Below are 16,785 nucleotides of genomic sequence, written 5' to 3'. Positions count from 1 at the left end.
TGTTGTTGCCCGGAGTGCAGGTGCTGGCCCGGCAGGTGTCGGAGGTGCGCGCGGCAGCCGAACGGCGTCTGCATGCCACGGTGGCCGGCGCCGTACGACGCGCCGACCCGGCACTATCGGCCGAGCTGGTGGCCTTGTTACGGGTTCCCGAGGGCAAGCGGTGGTCGCATCTGGAGCGGCTGCGGCGGCCGCCGACCCGGACCACGGGCACGGGGATGGCCAAGGCACTGGAGCGGGTGGAGGAGATCTCCGCGTTCAGGTTGGGCCGGTTGAGGCTGGCGCACGTGCCGCCAAATCGGCTGTCGACGCTGGCCCGTTATGGATCGGGCAGCAAGACGCCCAATCTGGCCCGGGCCGGTGAGCCCAAGCGCACAGCGATGGTGTGTGCGATCGTGCGGCACCTGGAGGCCATGGCGATCGATGATGCGTTGGACCTGTTCGTGCTCCTCATGGCCACCAAGTTGATCAATCCGGCGCGGCGGGCGACCGACAAGGAGCGCCTGGCGGCAGATGGCCGAGCGGCTGGAAGAAGCCGGCGAGGAGGCCAAGGTCTCCATCGTCGCCTCCGACAAGGGCGGACCCAAGCTGAACGTGGAGCGGCTGGGCGCGCTGGGTGAAAGTGAGTCGCTGCGCTGGTTGCGCGCGACCACGTCGGCGATGCTGCCGCGGATCGACCTGCCGGACCTGTTGTTCGAGGTGAACGCCTGGACCGGATTCCTGGACGCCTTCGTCCACCTGGGCGATGGCGGGACCCGCATGGATGACCTGCCCACCTCGCTGGTCGCCCTGCTGGTCAGCGAGGCGTGCAACATCGGCCTCACCCCGGTGATCAACCCGCACTACCGGGCATTGACCCGTGACCGGCTGGCTCACGTGGATCAGTACTACCTCCGCGGCGACACCCTCGCCGCGGCCAACGCGGCACTGATCGGTGCCCAGTCGGCGGTGCCGATCGTGCAGTTGTGGGATGGCGGCCTGCTCGCCTCGGTGGACGGATTGCGTTTCATCGTGCCCAAGCACAGCATCAACTCCGGCCCGTCGCCCAAGTACTTCCACTTCAAGCGCGGTATCACCTGGCTGAACGCGATCAATGACCAGGTGTCGGGCATCGGGCAGATGGTCGTGGCCGGCACCCCGCGCGACAGCCTGCACATTCTGGATGCCCTGCTGAATCTGGACGGCGGGGTGAAGCCGGAGATGGTCACCACCGACAACGCCTCCTATTCGGACATGGTCTTCGGCGTGTTTGACGTTCTCGGATACCGCTTCTCGCCGCGTTTCGCCGACCTGGCCGATCAGCGGCTGTGGTGTGCCGACCTGCCCGAGGGGCCGCGCGGAACCTACGGGCCGCTGGAGGCGCTGGCGCGCAACAGGATCAACACCAAGAAGATCACCACTTGGTGGCCGGACATGCTCCGCGTGGCCGGATCACTGATCACCAACCAGGTGAGGGCCTATGACCTGCTGCGCATGTTCGGCCGTGACGGTCGTCCCACCCCGCTCGGGCAGGCGTTCGCCGAGTACGGTCGGATCGCCAAGACCCTGCACCTGCTGGCGGTGATCGATCCGGTCGATGACACCTACCGGCGCCGGGTCAACCGGCAGCTGACGATCCAAGAGGCCCGCCACACCTTGGCGCGGGACGTCTGCCACGGCCGGCGCGGCCGCATCCACCAGGCCTACCGCGAGGGGCAGGAAGACCAGCTAGGCTCGCTCGGCCTGGTGCTCAACGCGATCGTTCCGTGGAACAGCCGCTACTTGGACGCGGCCGTGACGAACCTGCGCGCCCACCCGCCCAAGGATCGTGAGGTTCTGGATGAGGACGTGGCCCGGCTGTCACCGCTGAGCCAGCGGCACCTCAATCTCCTGGGCCGCTACAGCTTCGCCGCCTCCCAGCCCCGCGAGGGGCTACGGCCACTGCGCGATCCAGCAGCTCGCGACACCGAGGAAGAACTGGCATGAAGGGTCTCGCGCGCGTGCCGGGCGACGCGCTCAGCAGCAGCCGCGGGGAAGCTCGGCCGATTTCCCGATGGGTGCGGCGACTTGGCTTGTTCTGGGCGTTTGAGGACTTTCCCCAGGTCATGGCGGGGCGCCCGCTTCCGGTTCGTGGAGCGCCTTGGGGCCTTCCTGGGCCTGCCACCCCGACGTACCGGGCGCCCAACGCCACGAACGCGCCCGCATCCGGAGCGAACGCGGACACCGCTGGGGCCGACCCAGCCCCAGCGGCATAACACTCGAAAGCGAACGGTCACCGCACTATGCCTCGGCGATGGCAAGTCCCTGGTCGTCGAGCTTGGCCGCCAGGCCGAAAGTCGCGTAGATGTTGGGGTCCTGGAAGACCGAGTTCCGGGTGATGCCCTCGTCAGTGACGGTGAAGATCTGGAGCGTGTGCAGGTTGTACCCGTCACCGACGCGCTGATAGGCGGCGAATCCGGGCTGGCCACCGTTGGCCGCGACCTCCTTGAGGAGCCAGTCCTTCCCAGCCGCCCCGAAGACCCATTCCATGAACAGGCCGTAGTTGCTGCGGCCGGAGAACCAGTTGAGCATCGGCGGCATCTCCATGATCACGTCCTCGGTGAGCAGCCGCTTGAGGCCCTCGACGTCGGCCAGCTCGAATGCCTTCATATAGCGCTCGACCCAGGCGCGCTGCTCGGCCGCAGACGGCTCGCTGACCCGTTCCTGCCGGACCCCGATCTCCTTGACGCGAGTACGCGCCCGCTGCAGGGAACTGTTCACTGACATGACGGTGGTGCCAAGGATTTCCGCCGTTTCGGCCGCGGAGAAGCTGAGCACGTCACGCAAGATCAGCGCACCGCGTTGACGCGCCGACAGGTGCTGGAGGGCGGCGGCGAACGCCAAGCGCAGGCTGCTGCGGTCGATCACGACCCCAGCCGGGTCGCCCGCGTCCAGCAGCGAGTCCGGCAAGGGCTGGAGCCAGGCGGCGTGCTCTCCCTGGACGAACGGCCCGAGCGGATCCGACGCGGCCACCAGTCCCGATGGCAGCGGTCGGCGACCGTGGACCTCCAAGGCGGTCAGGCAGGCGTTGGTTGCGATCCGGTAGAGCCAGGTGCGCAGTGAGCTGCGGGTCTCGTCGTACTGCTCCCGCGCCCGCCACGCCCTCAGGTACGTGTCCTGGACCAAGTCCTCCGCGTCGTGAGCCGAGCCGAGCATCCGGTAGCAGTACGCCAGCAGCTCCGTCCGGAACGGTTCGATCCGACGATCGAACCCTTCCTTCCCTGTCATCACGCCACGCTCCATCCCCACTACCGCCACAACCACCATGCCTGGCGACTGCAGTGACAATCCGCTATGGGCGGATAGGTCACCCGCGCGGTCATCAACGACCTGACCATGGCATACATCCCAGATTTTGGATAATTAGTGCTGTTCCTGAACGTCGCTCGTAGGTACGAATGTCATGCCAAGGGCCTCTGTTCCAGGCCCTTGGCATGACATTTCGTTCGGATGCGTCGTGGGTCCTCCGGGTTGCATGTGGTGCAAGGTCCGAGGCGCCCATGCGAGGGCATCTGGCCATCGGGGAGTGAAGTTCCTACAGATCAGAGCGATGCAGGGCTTTTCGGTCCGATATTCGTCATGCCCTGCATACGGTCACTGCTGGTTACAGGGAAGGGTTCACTGCGCAGGCGCCAGCACCGGGCTGTTGTGATAGGCGGCGATCAGCCACTGGCCGTCCCGCTTCTCGAAGACCCAGGTCGCGTTCACCTTACGCACGTCGTCTGGGACCTCGGTCTCGCCGGGGAACAGGATGGCGGATTCGCTGATGACGATCGCGCCGTCCCTACCGACGAAGCGGATGCTGAGCTGCTTGTTGTAGGTCGAGCTGCCCTTGAGCGGCCCATCGAAGGCCAGGGCCATGTTCTGACGGATCACGTCACGGCTGTCACGGAACGAGCCGGTCATGATGGCGGTCGCGTCTGCGGTGTAGTTGGCGACCATGCCGTCGGCGTCGCCAGCCTCCCACGCCTTGTAGGAGTCAACCAGTACGGCCTGGATGGCGGCCTCGTCTGCCGCATGACTGTTCGACATTGGATTCTCCCTTGTGATCGATTCGCCCGAGGTAGTCCGGCGAGCTCGTGAGTACATACCGGCGGCGGGGTCGGAACTCATCGCGGCGGATGAAAATCCGTCTCTACGTCTTCGAGGGCGGGCCTGGCCGCCGTTCCGCCGGGCGTGCGACCTCTTCGGGCCGGCCCCGGCGGGGCGTGGTCGAGGGCAGCATGATGTTGATTAGTCCCCCCGCTGATCAGGGGGATGTTCGTGCGCGGCACGCGGCACCCGAGTGGCGGTGACGGCCCGACCCCGCCGGGGCTGAGTCGGCAGCGTCTTCAAAAAACGATCGTTTATTGAAGCCTTGATGCTGCCGAGACCGACCAGGGCGGATGGGCTTCAAAAACTCACTTCAACAACCTGGCGTCTTCAACAACTCTGAAGGTCGTTTTTTGAGAGAATCCGGGGGTGAAGACCGCCCCGCTGGACCTTCCCGAGGACTTCCTCGCCGCCTTCCCCGCCGTACGGTCCGAGATCCGCATCGGCTACGCGCGCGTCTCCACCCGCGGCCAGAGCCTGGATCGCCAGATCGACGCCCTGACCACGTCCGGCTGCCGCAAGATCTTCGCCGACAAGAAATCCGGCAAGAACGCCCAGCGACCAGAACTCGCGGCCTGCCACGCCTTCCTGTCCGCCGGCGACACCCTGGTCGTGCCCGAACTGGCCCGCTACGGCCGCTCCCTGCACGACCTCATCACCATGGTCGGCGACCTGCGCCGCCGCGAGGTCGGCTTCACCAGCTTGCACGAGCAGCTCGACACCACGACCCCCGGCGGCCGACTCGTCTTTCACGTCTTCGCTGCTTTGGCCGAGTTCATCCGCGAGCTCATCGTGGCCGGCACCCACGAAGGCCTGGCCGCCGCCAAGGCTCGCGGCCGCACCGGCGGTCGTCCCACCGTCGTCGATGCCGATCTCCTCAAGGCTGCCCGAGATCTACTCCCGGACCCCGAGCGCTCCGTCACCTCGATCGCCAAGCTGCTGGGCATCTCGGTCGGCACCCTCTACAACCACATCCCCGATCTCCAAGAGCTCCGCTCAGGGCAGCACGCGACGACTCCCATCAAGAAGGCCTGATCTCGGAAAGATGTCTCGTTCGGGGCAGATGACACCTGCTGGCGGGCATCGCGACCGCCAAGATCAATCTCACCGATAATGGCTGTACCGCTGTTCCTCAGCCCCGGACCTGCCTCACGATGTTCGGCATCGTGTCCGGCACGGAGGCCCTGGGTTTCTCCCCCTGTCCTCAGCGGAGGCCACCGGCTGAAAGCTTGCGCGCCGGGGCGGTGAACTCGGCGGTGGGCAGGATGCCGTAGGTTGGCCGCTTGTGTCGCTCGGGCGTTTGAACCTGTCATCCGCGGCGCTGAAGGAAAGTCGAAGAAAGCCGTCGCCAGATGTCGAGGTTCCGTTTCCCACCCCGACTGAAGGGTGACAGCGCGCCGACGGGGCGCGCGGCACTCTGAGAGGACCCGAGATGAAGTACGTAGCGATGATCTACGGCAACCAGGCCAAGTGGGACTCCTTCCCGGCGGAGGCGTGGCCGGAGGCCATCGCCAAGCAGGAGGCGTTCAACAGGAAATACCGGGAGACCGGGGAGCTTCTGGGCGCCTACGGCCTGGCGGACGCGGTCAGCGCCAGGCTCGTGCGCCGCAAGGACGGGGCCCCAGTGGTCACCGACGGACCGTACCTGGAGACGAAGGAGTACATCGCCAGCTTCTACCTGCTCGATTGTGAGAGCGAGGAGCGCGCGCAGCAGATCGCGGCGGACATGCCCTTCGCCTCCGAGGATCCGGTCGAGCTGTGGCCGGTCCTGCACGAGTCCGCGGCGGACATGTGAGCGTGGATCGCCGCGCCGAGGACCTGCTGCGCGAACTGGCGCCGCAGGTCCTCGGCACCCTGGTCCGCCGGTACGGCGTCTTCGACGCGTGCGAAGACGCCGTGCAGGAGGCACTGCTCGCCGCCGCGTTGCAGTGGCCCGCCGAGGGACTGCCGGACAATCCGAGGAGCTGGCTGGTCACCGTCGCGTCCCGAAAGCTGGTGGACCAGGTACGCAGCGAGCAGGCACGCAGGCGCCGCGAGGACCGTATCGCCCTGGCCACCCCGCAGGCGGAGCTGCTCAGCCACGCCGCCGACGCCGAACCGGGCACGGATCGGGACGACTCCCTCGCGCTGCTGTTCCTGTGCTGCCACCCGGCGCTGTCCGAACCGAGCCGGATCGCGCTGACGCTGCGCGCGGTCGGTGGCTTGACCACCGCCCAAATCGCCGCGGCCTTCATGGTCCCTGAGACGACCATGGCCCAGCGCATCAGCCGGGCCAAACAGACCATCAAGGCATCCGGGACGCCGCTGCGCATGCCGAAGGCAGCCGCCCACGCCGAACGGCTGGACGCGGTGCTGCACGTGCTGTACCTGATCTTCAATGAGGGGTACACCACCACGGACGGCGCCGACCTGACCACGCCGGCCCTGTCGGGTGAGGCGATCCGGCTTACCCGCCTGCTGCACCGCCTGTTGCCCGATGACGGCGAAGTGGCGGGACTGCTGGCGTTGATGCTGCTCACCGACGCGCGCCGGCCCGCACGCACCGGGCCCGGCGGCGACCTGGTGCCGCTGGCCGAGCAGGACCGCGGCCAATGGGACCGCCGGCTCATAGCGGAGGGAATCGACCTGATCAGCCGGACCCTGCCCCGGGGACAGGTCGGTCCCTACCAGCTGCAGGCGGCCATCGCCGCGGTCCACGACGAGGCCGACCACGTCGACGCCACGGACTGGCCGCAGATCCTCGCGCTGTACGAGCTGCTGGAACAGATCGCGCCGAATCCTATGGTCACTCTCAATCGCGTGGTCGCCGTCGCCATGGTGTACGGCCCCGCGACCGGACTCGGCCTGCTCGCAACGCTGGAATCCGACAAGCACATGGCGCGCCACCACCGCCTGTTCGCCACCCGAGGTCATCTTCTGGAGCTGCTGGGGGAACTCGACGCCGCGGCGGACGCCTACCGCGACGCCGCCCGACGCACCATCAGCGCACCGGAACGGCGTCATCTCACTTTCCGTGCAGCACGACTGGCCCCCAAGCGGAACTGAGCGGAAACCAGCGATGTCGGGGCGATCCTGACTCCGGCCTGATTCCGGTTCGGCGGCGGGTTGGGTTCTCAGCGTCGTGGATGAGCCGGGAGGTGAGGGTGTGGCGCGGCGCGTGCGATCCGAGCGGGCCGCTGGATCCGTAAAGACATCCTGACATATCAGCTTTACCGGTGAATTTGCCGTCTGGGAGCTGGACACCTGCTTCTCCGAGGGGCTAACACGGAACAAGGGGTGGTGTTAATGGCCACAGTCGACGAATCGGTCAGCCCGCCAGCGAGAGTGGCAGATCCCGGCGAGAAGATCTCGCTGGACGAGCTCCGGCTCGCGGCACGCAATCACGGCATGCCGCTGGAGGCGCTGCGCTACGACGTCACCCCGGTGGGCCTGCACTATCTGCTGATCCACTACGACATCCCTTGCATCGACCCTCAGGCGTGGCGGCTGCGGATCGACGGCCACGTCCAGCACCCGCTGACGCTCGACCTCGCCGCGCTCCGGGCCAGGCCGTACGTCACCCACCGAGTCACGCTCGAATGCGCCGGCAACGGCCGGGCCCGGCTCGACCCTCGGCCGATCAGCCAGCCCTGGCTGGACGAGGCGGTCGGCACGGCCGAGTGGACCGGCACTCCGCTGGCGCCGTTGCTGCGCGAGGCAGGCATCCGGGACGGCGCTGTCGACGTGGCGTTCACCGGCGCCGACCACGGCATCGAGCGCGGCGTCGAGCAGGACTACACGCGCGGCCTGCCGCTGGCCGAGGCCCTGAGCGAGGACGTGCTGCTGGTGCACACCATGAACGGTCAGCCGCTGCCGCCGCAGCACGGCGCCCCGCTCCGCCTCCTGGTGCCCGCCTGGTACGGCATGGCCCAGGTGAAATGGCTCGTGCGCATCTCGGTGCTCGACACGCCGTTCGCGGGTTACCAGAACGCCACGGCATACCGGATCAAGCATCAGCCGGACGACACCGGCGAACCGGTGACCCGGATCCGGCCCCGCGCGCTCATGCAGCCTCCCGGCTTTCCCGAGTTCCAGACCCGCGGCCGCATCCTCGACCGCGGTGTCCATGAGGTGGCCGGCCGGGCCTGGTCGGGGTGGGGACCGGTGACGCGGGTCGAGGTGAGCGTCGACGGCGGCGCGACCTGGGCGGAGGCCGAGCTGGGTCCGCAGCCGAGCCGGTACGCCTGGCGGGCCTGGCGGTGGACGTGGCACGCGCAGGCACCGGGGCGCTACGACCTGTGCGTCCGGGCGAGCGACGCCGCCGGTAACGTCCAGCCGGTCGAACAGCCGTGGAACAGCCAGGGCATGGCGAACAACCAGGTGCAGCGAGTGCCGGTCCTCGTGCGATGACTCCTCCGCCGCGCCGCCGTACGAGGCGCTCCGCCCGGGTCCGCGGTGACCTGCCCTCGGGGCGTCAGGCGGTGACGCGGGCGTCCCAGTCGATGTGGTGGCGGTGCACGGGGGCGAACATCTGCTCGGGGGTCGGCATCGCGGGACGGTCTCCCGCCTTGCCCGCCTTGGCCTTGTTCTTGGCCGCGGCGTCCCCGGCGATCATCGACACGCGGGGGCGGCGCAGCCGCTCGTAGGCCGCGAACGCCTCCTCCGGGGTGGGCAGGTCACGCAGGCAGCGGGCCAGTTCGACGGCGCTCTCGGCGGACAGCGACGCGCCTTGGCCGGAGCTGGAGGAGGGGGCGTGCGCGGCGTCGCCGACCAGGACCATGCGGCCCCGATGCCAGGCCGGGACGTCCGGCATCGCCTCCATCGGGCCGACGGCCATCAGGTCCTCGGGCACAGTGCGGGCGAGCAGGGTCTGGCCGGGGATGTGCCCGGCGTACAGGGCGCGCAGCCGTTCCAGCCATTCGGCGGCGGGCACGGCGCGGACCTGGGCGGAGGTCAGCGGCTCTTCGCTGGGCAGGCTGCCGAACCAGACGATCCGGCCGTCCGCCAGCGCCCAGTAGCCGAGGAAGGCCCGGCCGAATGCGAAGTACATCGTTCCCGGCTCGGCCTCGACGTCATCGCCGGGAGCGATTCCGCCGAAGCTGAGCACCCCGCCGTAGACCGGGCCGGGCGCGTCCGGGTCGATCAGGGTGCGAACGGTGGAGCGGATGCCGTCCGCGCCGACCAGGATGTCGGCGCTCGCCGTGGTGCCGTCGGCGAACGTGGCGGTCACGCCGTCCGGGCCCTGGACCGCGTCGACCAGCTGCTTGCCGTACTGGATCTCGACGCCCTGCGCCGCCGTGTGGTCGGCGAGGGCGCGGAACAGGTCGGCCCTGGCCATGGCCAGCGTGGGCGGCAGGCTGGGGAAGCCGTGGAAGTCAGCCAGCCGCCGCCCGGTGGCATCGGCCATCACCACGCCCGGAACCGGCTGTCCGACCTTGGCGACCACCTCGTCCGCGCCGACCACCCCCAGGGCGTTGCGGCCGTTGGGGGCCAGGGACAGCATCGCGCCGACCCCGTCGGAGGCCGTGGGGTGGGCCTCGAAAACCGTGGCGGTGATCCCCGCCCGGGCCAGCGCCAGGGCCGTCACCGGCCCGGCCACGCCGCCGCCGATCACCAGGGCCGTCCGTACGCTGCTCATGTTCACTCCTCGGGAGAGTTCGTCCGTCACAGACTGGATAGTTTCACTGAAACTAGTTATAGGTCAACTAGTTTCTGGCATAGGATGGCAGGCATGACCGTACGGAGTTCACCTCTCGCCCTGACCGTGCTGGCCCTGCTCCACTACAAACCGCTGCACCCCTATGGGATGCAGCGGCTGATCAAGCAGTGGGGCAAGGATCAGGTCGTCAACGTGAGTCAGCGCGCGAGCCTTTACCGGACGATCGACCGGCTGGCCGCCGAGGGCCTGATCCGAGTCCGTGACACCGAGCGCGACCAGGCCTATCCCGAGCGGACCGTCTACGAGCTGACCGACGCCGGCCGGGCGACCGCCCGCGCCTGGATGGACGAGATGCTGGCCACCCGCAGGCGGGAGTTCCCCGAGTTCCCCGCCGCTGTTTCCCACCTGCTCATGATCGCTCCGGAGGAGGCCCTCGCCGCCCTGGAGCGCCGCGCCGGCAACGTCGCCGCCGACCTCGCCGCGCTGGACGCCGTCCTGGCCGCTCACGCGGCCGACGGCCACTCCCGTGTCGGCGCACTGGAGACCGAGTATCTGCGCGCGGTCGCCGTGACCGAGCGGGACTGGCTGTGCGCGGTGATCGACGATCTGCGCTCAGGCCGCCTCTCCTGGCAGAGCCCCTGACGAGGTTGAGGCGCATCGGGACGACGGCCGGCGGTTACGGGGGACCAAACACGCCGGTCACAGGGTGGTGGAGCTCAGCGGTAGCGGGCGATCATGGGCCCGGAGTTCTTGCCATAGGCGAAGCCGACTGCGTAGACCGTCCCCGTTCCGGGCACCGCGCTCATCGCGGAGACGTCGACCTCGCGTCTGCGGTTCGCCCCTGCCATCGGCGGTAGCTTGGTTTGGCTGCTGTCGGGCGCGACCCGAAAGGTCCCGCTCAAGCCGCCCTCATCGGCGTCCCAGTCGACCAGGATGATCCCGTCCGCGCCGTCGGAGCCGGACGCGCTGACGTCGGCCGAGTCCGACACCTGCGACCATGCCGTGCCGTTCCAGTGCATGGTGATCGTGGTGCCTCTGCTGCCGTCCTCGTAGTCGAACACCTCGCGAGTGCCGATCGCCCACACGTTGCCGGGAGCGTGAGCGACGACCTGGGTGAGCCTGATCTTCGGTATGCTGCCGTCCGGCCGGCCCTGGCTGTTGATCTCCTGGCTTGGTGTGCGGTCCTCGGGCGCGGGGACCAATTGCCATGACCGGCCGTCCCAGCGCATGGTCGCCGCCTGCGAGCTGGAGCTTCCCTGCGCGAGCGGCCGGCCGGTACCGCCGACCGCCCATACCTGGTCGGGCGCCGCGGCCGATACCGACGCCGCCCAGGCGGGCAGGCGCATGACCGTCCAGGCCCGTCCGTCCCAGTGCGCGGCGTGATCTCCAACCACCAGCCACACGTCGTCGGGCGCGAGGGCGGTGGCACCGGCCCGCTCGCCCGGGTTGTAGTCCATGTCCGGTAGCGGAATCCGGCTCCAGCGCTCGCCGTCCCAGTGGTGCGCGGCCAGAGCGGTGGTGGCGGCGAAGATCCAGGCGTCGCGCGGTCCGGTCGCCACCAGCGCGGGAAACCTCCCGTAGTCCTTGGAGTCCCACGTCATCTCGGGTGCGGGGCGCTCGTGCCAGCGCCGGCCGTCGAAGTGCAGAAGCAGCAGTCGGCCGGCGCCTTCGTTCGGGCTGCCGAGCGCCCACACGTCGCGCGGGCCGCTGGCTGCGACCGCTCTCAGCCGGGTTCCGCGCTGGTCGCCGACATGCTCAAGCTGCCAGCCCCGGCTCCGGGCCGTGCGGGCTGGAGAGGGTTCCGGGATTGCCGCGGTGACGCCGGGGGAGGTGGCGGTCGGCGCGGGCGCACCTCGCGGCGGCGTGGCGGCGCACCCCGCGCCTAGGACGGCAGCCGCGCACAACGCGGCCAGGCGCTTGACGCGCATGGCACGAGATGCTTGAGACGGGCGGTGACCTCGTTCAGCGGCTCCCCGCGACACCGGCGCGGTGACCTCTGCGACGATCTCCAGATTTGGCACCTTTACACCCTTCTACGGCGTACGCGACTTCCTGGCAGCGTACGCAGCACCACTCACACCCAAGACCCGAATGCCGCGATCAGCGGTCACGTCCGCGCGTTCAATAACCCCGTACGGTCCCAGGGCCAAGAGAGGTACACGCGATCTCTGCGCCGCCCGCCGCCGTGTCAGAGCTGGTCGGCGAGTGATCGAAGCTCGGCGATCACATTCGCGCCGGAGGGCGCGTGGTCCGGGTCCACCAGCCACTGCAGCATCAGGCCGGTCAGCAATGCGAGCGGAACTGAGCCGCCGAGCCCCTCTCGCCCTTCGCGCTGCCCCCTGGCGAGGTGTTCGCGTACCTCTGGTGACCGCTCGGCCTGCACCGCGGCCTCGAGTTGGGCCACCCACAACGCCCGATGGGTGGTGAAGCTGTCGATCAGCACCTGCCAGCGCTGCTCGGGCTTGTCGGACGGGGCGCGACGGGCGAGTTCGTCGCCGAGCTCGTCGACCGCTTCCACCAGGGCCTGGGTGAGCAGGGCGTCCTTGGAGCCGAAGTGGTAACCGATGGCGGCGTGGCTGACTCCGGCGGCCGAGGCGATGTCCCGGACGGTCGTGTGAGCCCAGCCGCGTTCGATCAGGCACCGCTTGGCTCCGGCGAGCAAATCCTCTCGGTTTCCCATGCCATGCAGCATACCGGAGGGTTTGACCAATCGGTCTATCCATTTGGTTTGACCAAATGGATAAAACGTGACTACGGTCTTCGCATGACCAAGATGAAGGTTCTGATCTCGGGTGCGAGCGTGGCCGGACCCGCCCTTGCCTACTTCCTGCACCGCGACGGGCACGATGTGACCGTCGTCGAGCGCGCGCCGGAGCTTCGTGACAGCGGATACGCGGTGGACTTCCGCGGCGCGGCGCTCGACGTGCTGGAAGAGGTGGGCATCCTCGCCGAGGTTCGCGGGCACGAAACGAACATGCGTGGCACCGCCCTGATAGACGAGAGGGGCGTCGAGGCCGGGCGGCTGCCCGCCGAGGCGTTCGCGGGCGAGCTGGAAGTGCCGAAGCGGGAGCTGACCCAGATCCTGCACCGCGTCACCGCCGACGGAGTGGAGTACGTGTTCGGCGATTCGATCAGCGGACTGACCCAGCACGGGTCCGGTGTCACGGTCGAGTTCGAACGCGCCACGACCCGCGAGTTCGACCTGGTGTTCGGAGCCGACGGCGCTTACTCGAAGGTCCGGCAGCTGGCCTTCGGCCCGCACGCCGACGCGCTGCGGCACCTGGGCCTTTCCGGCGCCGGCTTCAGCACCGCCAACTACCTCGGCCTTTACCGCGGCGGGATGCTGCAGCAGGCCAAGGACGCGGCGATCTACCTGTTCAGCGCCGACAGGGCGGATCGGCTCACGGTCAGTCTCTCCTTCGCCACCGCCTCACCCGCGCTGGACCGACGCGACAGGCAGGAGCAAGAGCGGGCAGTGCGAGCCGCCTTCGCCGGGCACGGCTGGCAGGCACCCCGGCTGCTGGAGGCGATGAGCGAGGCGGACGACTTCTACTTCTCCTCGGCCTGCCAGGTCCACCTGGACCGATGGTCACGCGGCCGGGTCGCGCTGGTCGGCGACGCAGGGTACTGCGCCGCGCCGACCAGCGGCATGGGCACCTCGCAAGCGCTGATCGGCGCGTGGACGCTTGCCCGCAATCTGGCCTTGTCGGGCGGCGACCACGCGGCCGCGTTCAGTGCATACGAGGCGGAACTGCGGCCATATGTCGCGGAAAACCAGGCGAAAGGCCAGCAGGCTGCGGCGATGTTCGGCGGCGGAGCCGGCCCGGCGAGCTCGCACGCCTCATAGCGCCACCCGGCTGCCGCCGCACATGAGCCTGAGGCGTGGTTCGGTGATCCACTGGTCGGCAGCCGATCCCGCCTCCTTCCTCGGGCCGGCGAAGCCCTCCTTGCTACTGGTGCTGGCGCCGGACTGGTCCAGCCCAATGGAGAGGCTCCACTCCTCGCTGCCGTGATCGGCAAGCCCGCAGGTGCCCTTGGCGTTGATCCACGGGGTCAGGTCATGGGGGCCGACCTGGATCCGGGCCAGCGCCTTGTCCGCCTTCTCCTCCAGGTCGCCCTTGGTGCTCACCGCCTTCAGCGCGGCAAGCGGCCAGCCCGCCGGGTCCTTCAAGATCGGGTTCTCGACCGGGACGAGCAGGCGGTCAATGTGAGCAACAGCACGATTGTCAGTTTCTTCTTCATAAAACGATCAACGTAGCGTCCGGCTCACCGGTGCCGCATGCAGACCTTCGCCGGTACGCCAGGAGGGGGCGCGCAGTACGAGATCGCCGAGCCTGGCAGCGGCCGTTGACGGTGCCGCGAACCCGGCGGCTTTGCATGGTCATGCATTGGTGTGTATATACTTCTGCTCGTGTCCAAGGTGCTCAACTCCCTTCCTGTCGGTGAACGTGTCGGGATCGCCTTCTCTGGCGGCCTCGACACCTCGGTAGCGGTCGCGTGGATGCGCGAGAAGGGTGCAGTGCCATGCACCTATACCGCCGACATCGGCCAGTACGACGAGCCTGATATCGCCTCGGTGCCCGGGCGCGCCACGGCGTACGGCGCGGAGGTCGCCCGGCTGGTCGACTGCCGGTCGGCCCTCGTGGAGGAGGGGCTCGCGGCCCTGGCCTGCGGGGCGTTCCACATCCGGTCCGGTGGCCGCACCTACTTCAACACCACCCCGCTCGGGCGGGCCGTCACGGGCACCCTGCTGGTGCGCGCGATGCTCGAGGACGACGTGCAGATCTGGGGGGACGGCTCCACCTTCAAAGGCAACGACATCGAGCGGTTCTACCGGTACGGCCTGCTCGCCAACCCCTCCCTGCGGATCTACAAGCCGTGGCTGGACGCCGACTTCGTCGGCGAGCTCGGCGGCCGCAAGGAGATGTCCGAGTGGCTGCTCGCCCGTGACCTGCCCTATCGGGACAGCACGGAGAAGGCCTACTCCACCGACGCGAACATCTGGGGCGCGACCCACGAGGCCAAGAAGCTTGAGCACCTCGACGCGGGCATCGAGATCGTCGAACCGATCATGGGCGTGCGGTTCTGGGACCCCGCCGTCGAGATAGCCGCCGAGGACGTCACGATCGGCTTCGAACACGGACGACCGGTGACGATCAACGGCAAGGAGTTCGCCTCCGCCGTCGACCTGGTGCTGGAGGCCAACGCCATCGGCGGCCGGCACGGCCTGGGCATGTCCGACCAGATCGAGAACCGGATCATCGAGGCCAAGAGCCGGGGCATCTACGAGGCGCCGGGAATGGCGTTGCTGCACGCGGCGTACGAGCGGCTGGTCAACGCGATCCACAACGAGGACACCCTCGCCAGCTACCACAACGAGGGACGGCGGCTGGGCAGGCTGCTGTACGAAGGCCGCTGGCTGGACCCGCAGGCGCTGATGCTGCGCGAGTCGCTGCAGCGCTGGGTCGGGACGGCGGTCACCGGCGAGGTGACCCTGCGCCTGCGGCGCGGTGAGGACTACTCCATCCTGGACACCTCCGGACCGGCGTTCAGCTACCACCCGGACAAGCTCTCCATGGAACGGACCGAAGACTCCGCGTTCGGGCCGGTCGACCGCATCGGCCAGCTGACCATGCGTAACCTCGACATCGCCGACTCTCGCGCCAAGCTTGAGCAGTACGCCAGAATCGGCATGGTTGGAAGCCCGCACCCGACGTTGATCGGTGCCGCGCAGGCGGCCTCGACCGGGCTGATCGGCGCGATGCCCGAGGGCGGGGCCGAGGTGATCGCCTCCCGCGGAGAGGTCGACGGCGACGAGCTGCTCGATCACGCCGCGATGGAGTCCGGCACCGACTGACCGGCCACGGCGGAGACGGTCTCAGCGGTCGGCAGCCTCGGCGATCCGTGGTGTGCCGACGGGCAACACCGCGTCGCGGCCCCAGCTCGACCAGGTGTGTGGCAAACGATCGCTCAACGGCTGGAAGACCTCGATTCGTGATCATGTCGAGAAGGATCGCTTTCTCGGCATGATCACGGGAGCAGGGCCAGCGCCTCCCGCAGATTATGTTCGGCGATCTCTTGCATGAAGTCCCGGTCGGGGAAGTCCCCGTCGAGGAGGCGGAGGGGGCCGGCAACCAGGGAGAGACGCATGGCCAGCATGTAGAGGTCAAGACGCCGCGGGTCGAGACCGGGCCGGGACAGGGCGGCGTAGTGCTCGTGGAAGCGGAGGCGCAGGAAGACGTGCTCCCACTCGATGTCGAAGTACATCAGGCCCTCGATATCGATGAGTACGGCACGCCCCTCCGCGTCCACGAGGACGTGGTCGGGGCCGAGTTCCCCGTGGATCAGCCCGTATTCGGTGCGCGGGGTGACCAGCGCCGCCAACTCCCGCAGGCGGTCGTCGAGTTGGCCGCGCACCACGTAGATCCTGGGATCACGGCCTGCCGCCTCTGCGAGGTCTCGCAGGGCGCGGTCGAGAACCAGTTTCTCGCAGGAACCGCCGCGGGCCGTGCCGCCCTGCTCCAGCAACTCCACCTTGCCGTAGTGGGGCGCGTGGTTGCGCTGCATCAGGCCCAGCGTCCGGGCCAGGTCGCCCACGACGGCGGCCGCGTGGCCGGCGTCGACTTCGAGGAGCGCTTCCAGCGTGCCACCGGGAATGTCCTCGACCACGGCGATGTCCGCCGTGTCGCGCCGACGGCTGTCATCCGCCGACAGCACGCGCGGGACCCGTACCCCGAGTCCGTCCAGCCTGCGCTGCGCGGCCAGGAACGGCGCCAGCCCTGAGGCGGGTGCGAACGGGTCTGCCGCATCGTCCGTGTCGGCGCCAGGCCAGAAGTTCTCCTCTCCCGCCCACCTGTAGACGATCGCACTTGCCGCCCGGGTGCCGTCGAGCCGGACCCGGTACACCCCCTTCTTGCTCCCCCCACGCAATCGTTCCGCCCCGACGATGCGGCACCCCGTCCCCAACGCGTCGCGCACCACTCCTGACAGGTCTTCGATCTCCGCGAATCTGCGCACCCGCAGAACCTACTGGAGGAGCG

Annotated in this window: 14 protein-coding genes and 1 pseudogene; 8 read left to right on the top strand and 7 right to left on the bottom strand. The window is 68.7% G+C overall.

The features are described 5' to 3' along the window. Positions 1-155: 155 nt before the first annotated feature. Positions 156-1,962, top strand: a pseudogene (locus tag ACFY2X_RS31750) (transposase); the annotation flags it as partial. 294 nt (positions 1,963-2,256) lie between these two features. Here the strand turns inward: ACFY2X_RS31750 and ACFY2X_RS31745 are convergent. Both ACFY2X_RS31745 and ACFY2X_RS31740 read right to left on the bottom strand, forming a co-directional pair. Then, complete coding sequence (locus tag ACFY2X_RS31745) at positions 2,257-3,243, bottom strand: sigma-70 family RNA polymerase sigma factor (protein WP_389945506.1); 987 nt, start codon at positions 3,241-3,243, stop codon at positions 2,257-2,259. A gap of 390 nt (positions 3,244-3,633) precedes the next feature. After that, a complete protein-coding gene (locus ACFY2X_RS31740; protein ID WP_389945504.1) occupies positions 3,634-4,047 on the bottom strand; it encodes an SgcJ/EcaC family oxidoreductase in 414 nt (137 codons plus the stop codon). Between the two features lie 429 nt (positions 4,048-4,476). Between ACFY2X_RS31740 and ACFY2X_RS31735 the strand changes: the two genes are divergently transcribed. The 4 genes from ACFY2X_RS31735 to ACFY2X_RS31720 all read left to right on the top strand — a co-directional run bounded on the left by ACFY2X_RS31735 (position 4,477) and on the right by ACFY2X_RS31720 (position 8,496). Further along, entirely contained in the window at positions 4,477-5,142 is a 666-nt protein-coding gene (locus tag ACFY2X_RS31735) for a recombinase family protein (protein ID WP_389945501.1), read from the top strand. 397 nt (positions 5,143-5,539) lie between these two features. Next, positions 5,540-5,902, top strand: a complete 363-nt coding sequence (locus ACFY2X_RS31730; protein ID WP_389945498.1) for a YciI family protein — start codon at positions 5,540-5,542, stop codon at positions 5,900-5,902. A 2-nt stretch (positions 5,903-5,904) separates the two neighbouring features. Further along, positions 5,905-7,152 carry an RNA polymerase sigma factor gene (locus ACFY2X_RS31725; RefSeq protein ID WP_389945545.1) on the top strand — a complete coding sequence of 416 codons (1,248 nt, stop codon included), beginning with the start codon at positions 5,905-5,907 and terminating at the stop codon, positions 7,150-7,152. A gap of 240 nt (positions 7,153-7,392) precedes the next feature. Next, a complete protein-coding gene (locus ACFY2X_RS31720) occupies positions 7,393-8,496 on the top strand; it encodes a sulfite oxidase (RefSeq protein WP_389945495.1) in 1,104 nt (367 codons plus the stop codon). Positions 8,497-8,560: 64 nt separating this feature from the next. Here the strand turns inward: ACFY2X_RS31720 and ACFY2X_RS31715 are convergent, their stop codons facing one another. Next, positions 8,561-9,724: an FAD-dependent monooxygenase gene (locus tag ACFY2X_RS31715; protein ID WP_389945492.1), complete on the bottom strand. Its 1,164-nt coding sequence runs from the start codon at positions 9,722-9,724 to the stop codon at positions 8,561-8,563. A gap of 93 nt (positions 9,725-9,817) precedes the next feature. Between ACFY2X_RS31715 and ACFY2X_RS31710 the strand changes: the two genes are divergently transcribed. Further along, positions 9,818-10,387, top strand: a complete 570-nt coding sequence (locus ACFY2X_RS31710) for a PadR family transcriptional regulator (RefSeq protein ID WP_389945489.1) — start codon at positions 9,818-9,820, stop codon at positions 10,385-10,387. Positions 10,388-10,461: 74 nt separating this feature from the next. On the opposite strand, the gene ACFY2X_RS31705 is transcribed toward ACFY2X_RS31710, so the two are convergent. Both ACFY2X_RS31705 and ACFY2X_RS31700 read right to left on the bottom strand, forming a co-directional pair. Continuing rightward, positions 10,462-11,673 (bottom strand): hypothetical protein, encoded by a 1,212-nt coding sequence (locus tag ACFY2X_RS31705; protein WP_389945486.1) that lies wholly within the window; start codon positions 11,671-11,673, stop codon positions 10,462-10,464. A gap of 260 nt (positions 11,674-11,933) precedes the next feature. Next, positions 11,934-12,425: a TetR/AcrR family transcriptional regulator gene (locus tag ACFY2X_RS31700; RefSeq protein WP_389945483.1), complete on the bottom strand. Its 492-nt coding sequence runs from the start codon at positions 12,423-12,425 to the stop codon at positions 11,934-11,936. A gap of 84 nt (positions 12,426-12,509) precedes the next feature. Here ACFY2X_RS31700 and ACFY2X_RS31695 point away from each other — a divergent pair, with 84 nt between their 5' ends. Next, positions 12,510-13,592: an FAD-dependent monooxygenase gene (locus ACFY2X_RS31695; RefSeq protein WP_389945480.1), complete on the top strand. Its 1,083-nt coding sequence runs from the start codon at positions 12,510-12,512 to the stop codon at positions 13,590-13,592. Here the strand turns inward: ACFY2X_RS31695 and ACFY2X_RS31690 are convergent. Then, the gene (locus tag ACFY2X_RS31690) at positions 13,587-13,916 is read right to left on the bottom strand and encodes a hypothetical protein (protein ID WP_389945477.1); all 330 of its coding nucleotides are present in this window, start codon (positions 13,914-13,916) and stop codon (positions 13,587-13,589) included. The genes ACFY2X_RS31695 and ACFY2X_RS31690 overlap by 6 nt on opposite strands. A gap of 240 nt (positions 13,917-14,156) precedes the next feature. Between ACFY2X_RS31690 and argG the strand changes: the two genes are divergently transcribed. Then, a complete protein-coding gene (gene argG / locus ACFY2X_RS31685; protein WP_389945474.1) occupies positions 14,157-15,602 on the top strand; it encodes an argininosuccinate synthase in 1,446 nt (481 codons plus the stop codon). 173 nt (positions 15,603-15,775) lie between these two features. On the opposite strand, the gene ACFY2X_RS31680 is transcribed toward argG, so the two are convergent. Beyond that, positions 15,776-16,762: a phosphotransferase gene (locus ACFY2X_RS31680; protein ID WP_389945471.1), complete on the bottom strand. Its 987-nt coding sequence runs from the start codon at positions 16,760-16,762 to the stop codon at positions 15,776-15,778. Positions 16,763-16,785: the final 23 nt, after the last annotated feature.

It is taken from the genome of Streptosporangium sp. NPDC000396, assembly GCF_042898655.1.
Lineage (GTDB): Bacteria > Actinomycetota > Actinomycetes > Streptosporangiales > Streptosporangiaceae > Streptosporangium.
This window is presented reverse-complemented; position numbering and strand designations above follow the sequence as displayed.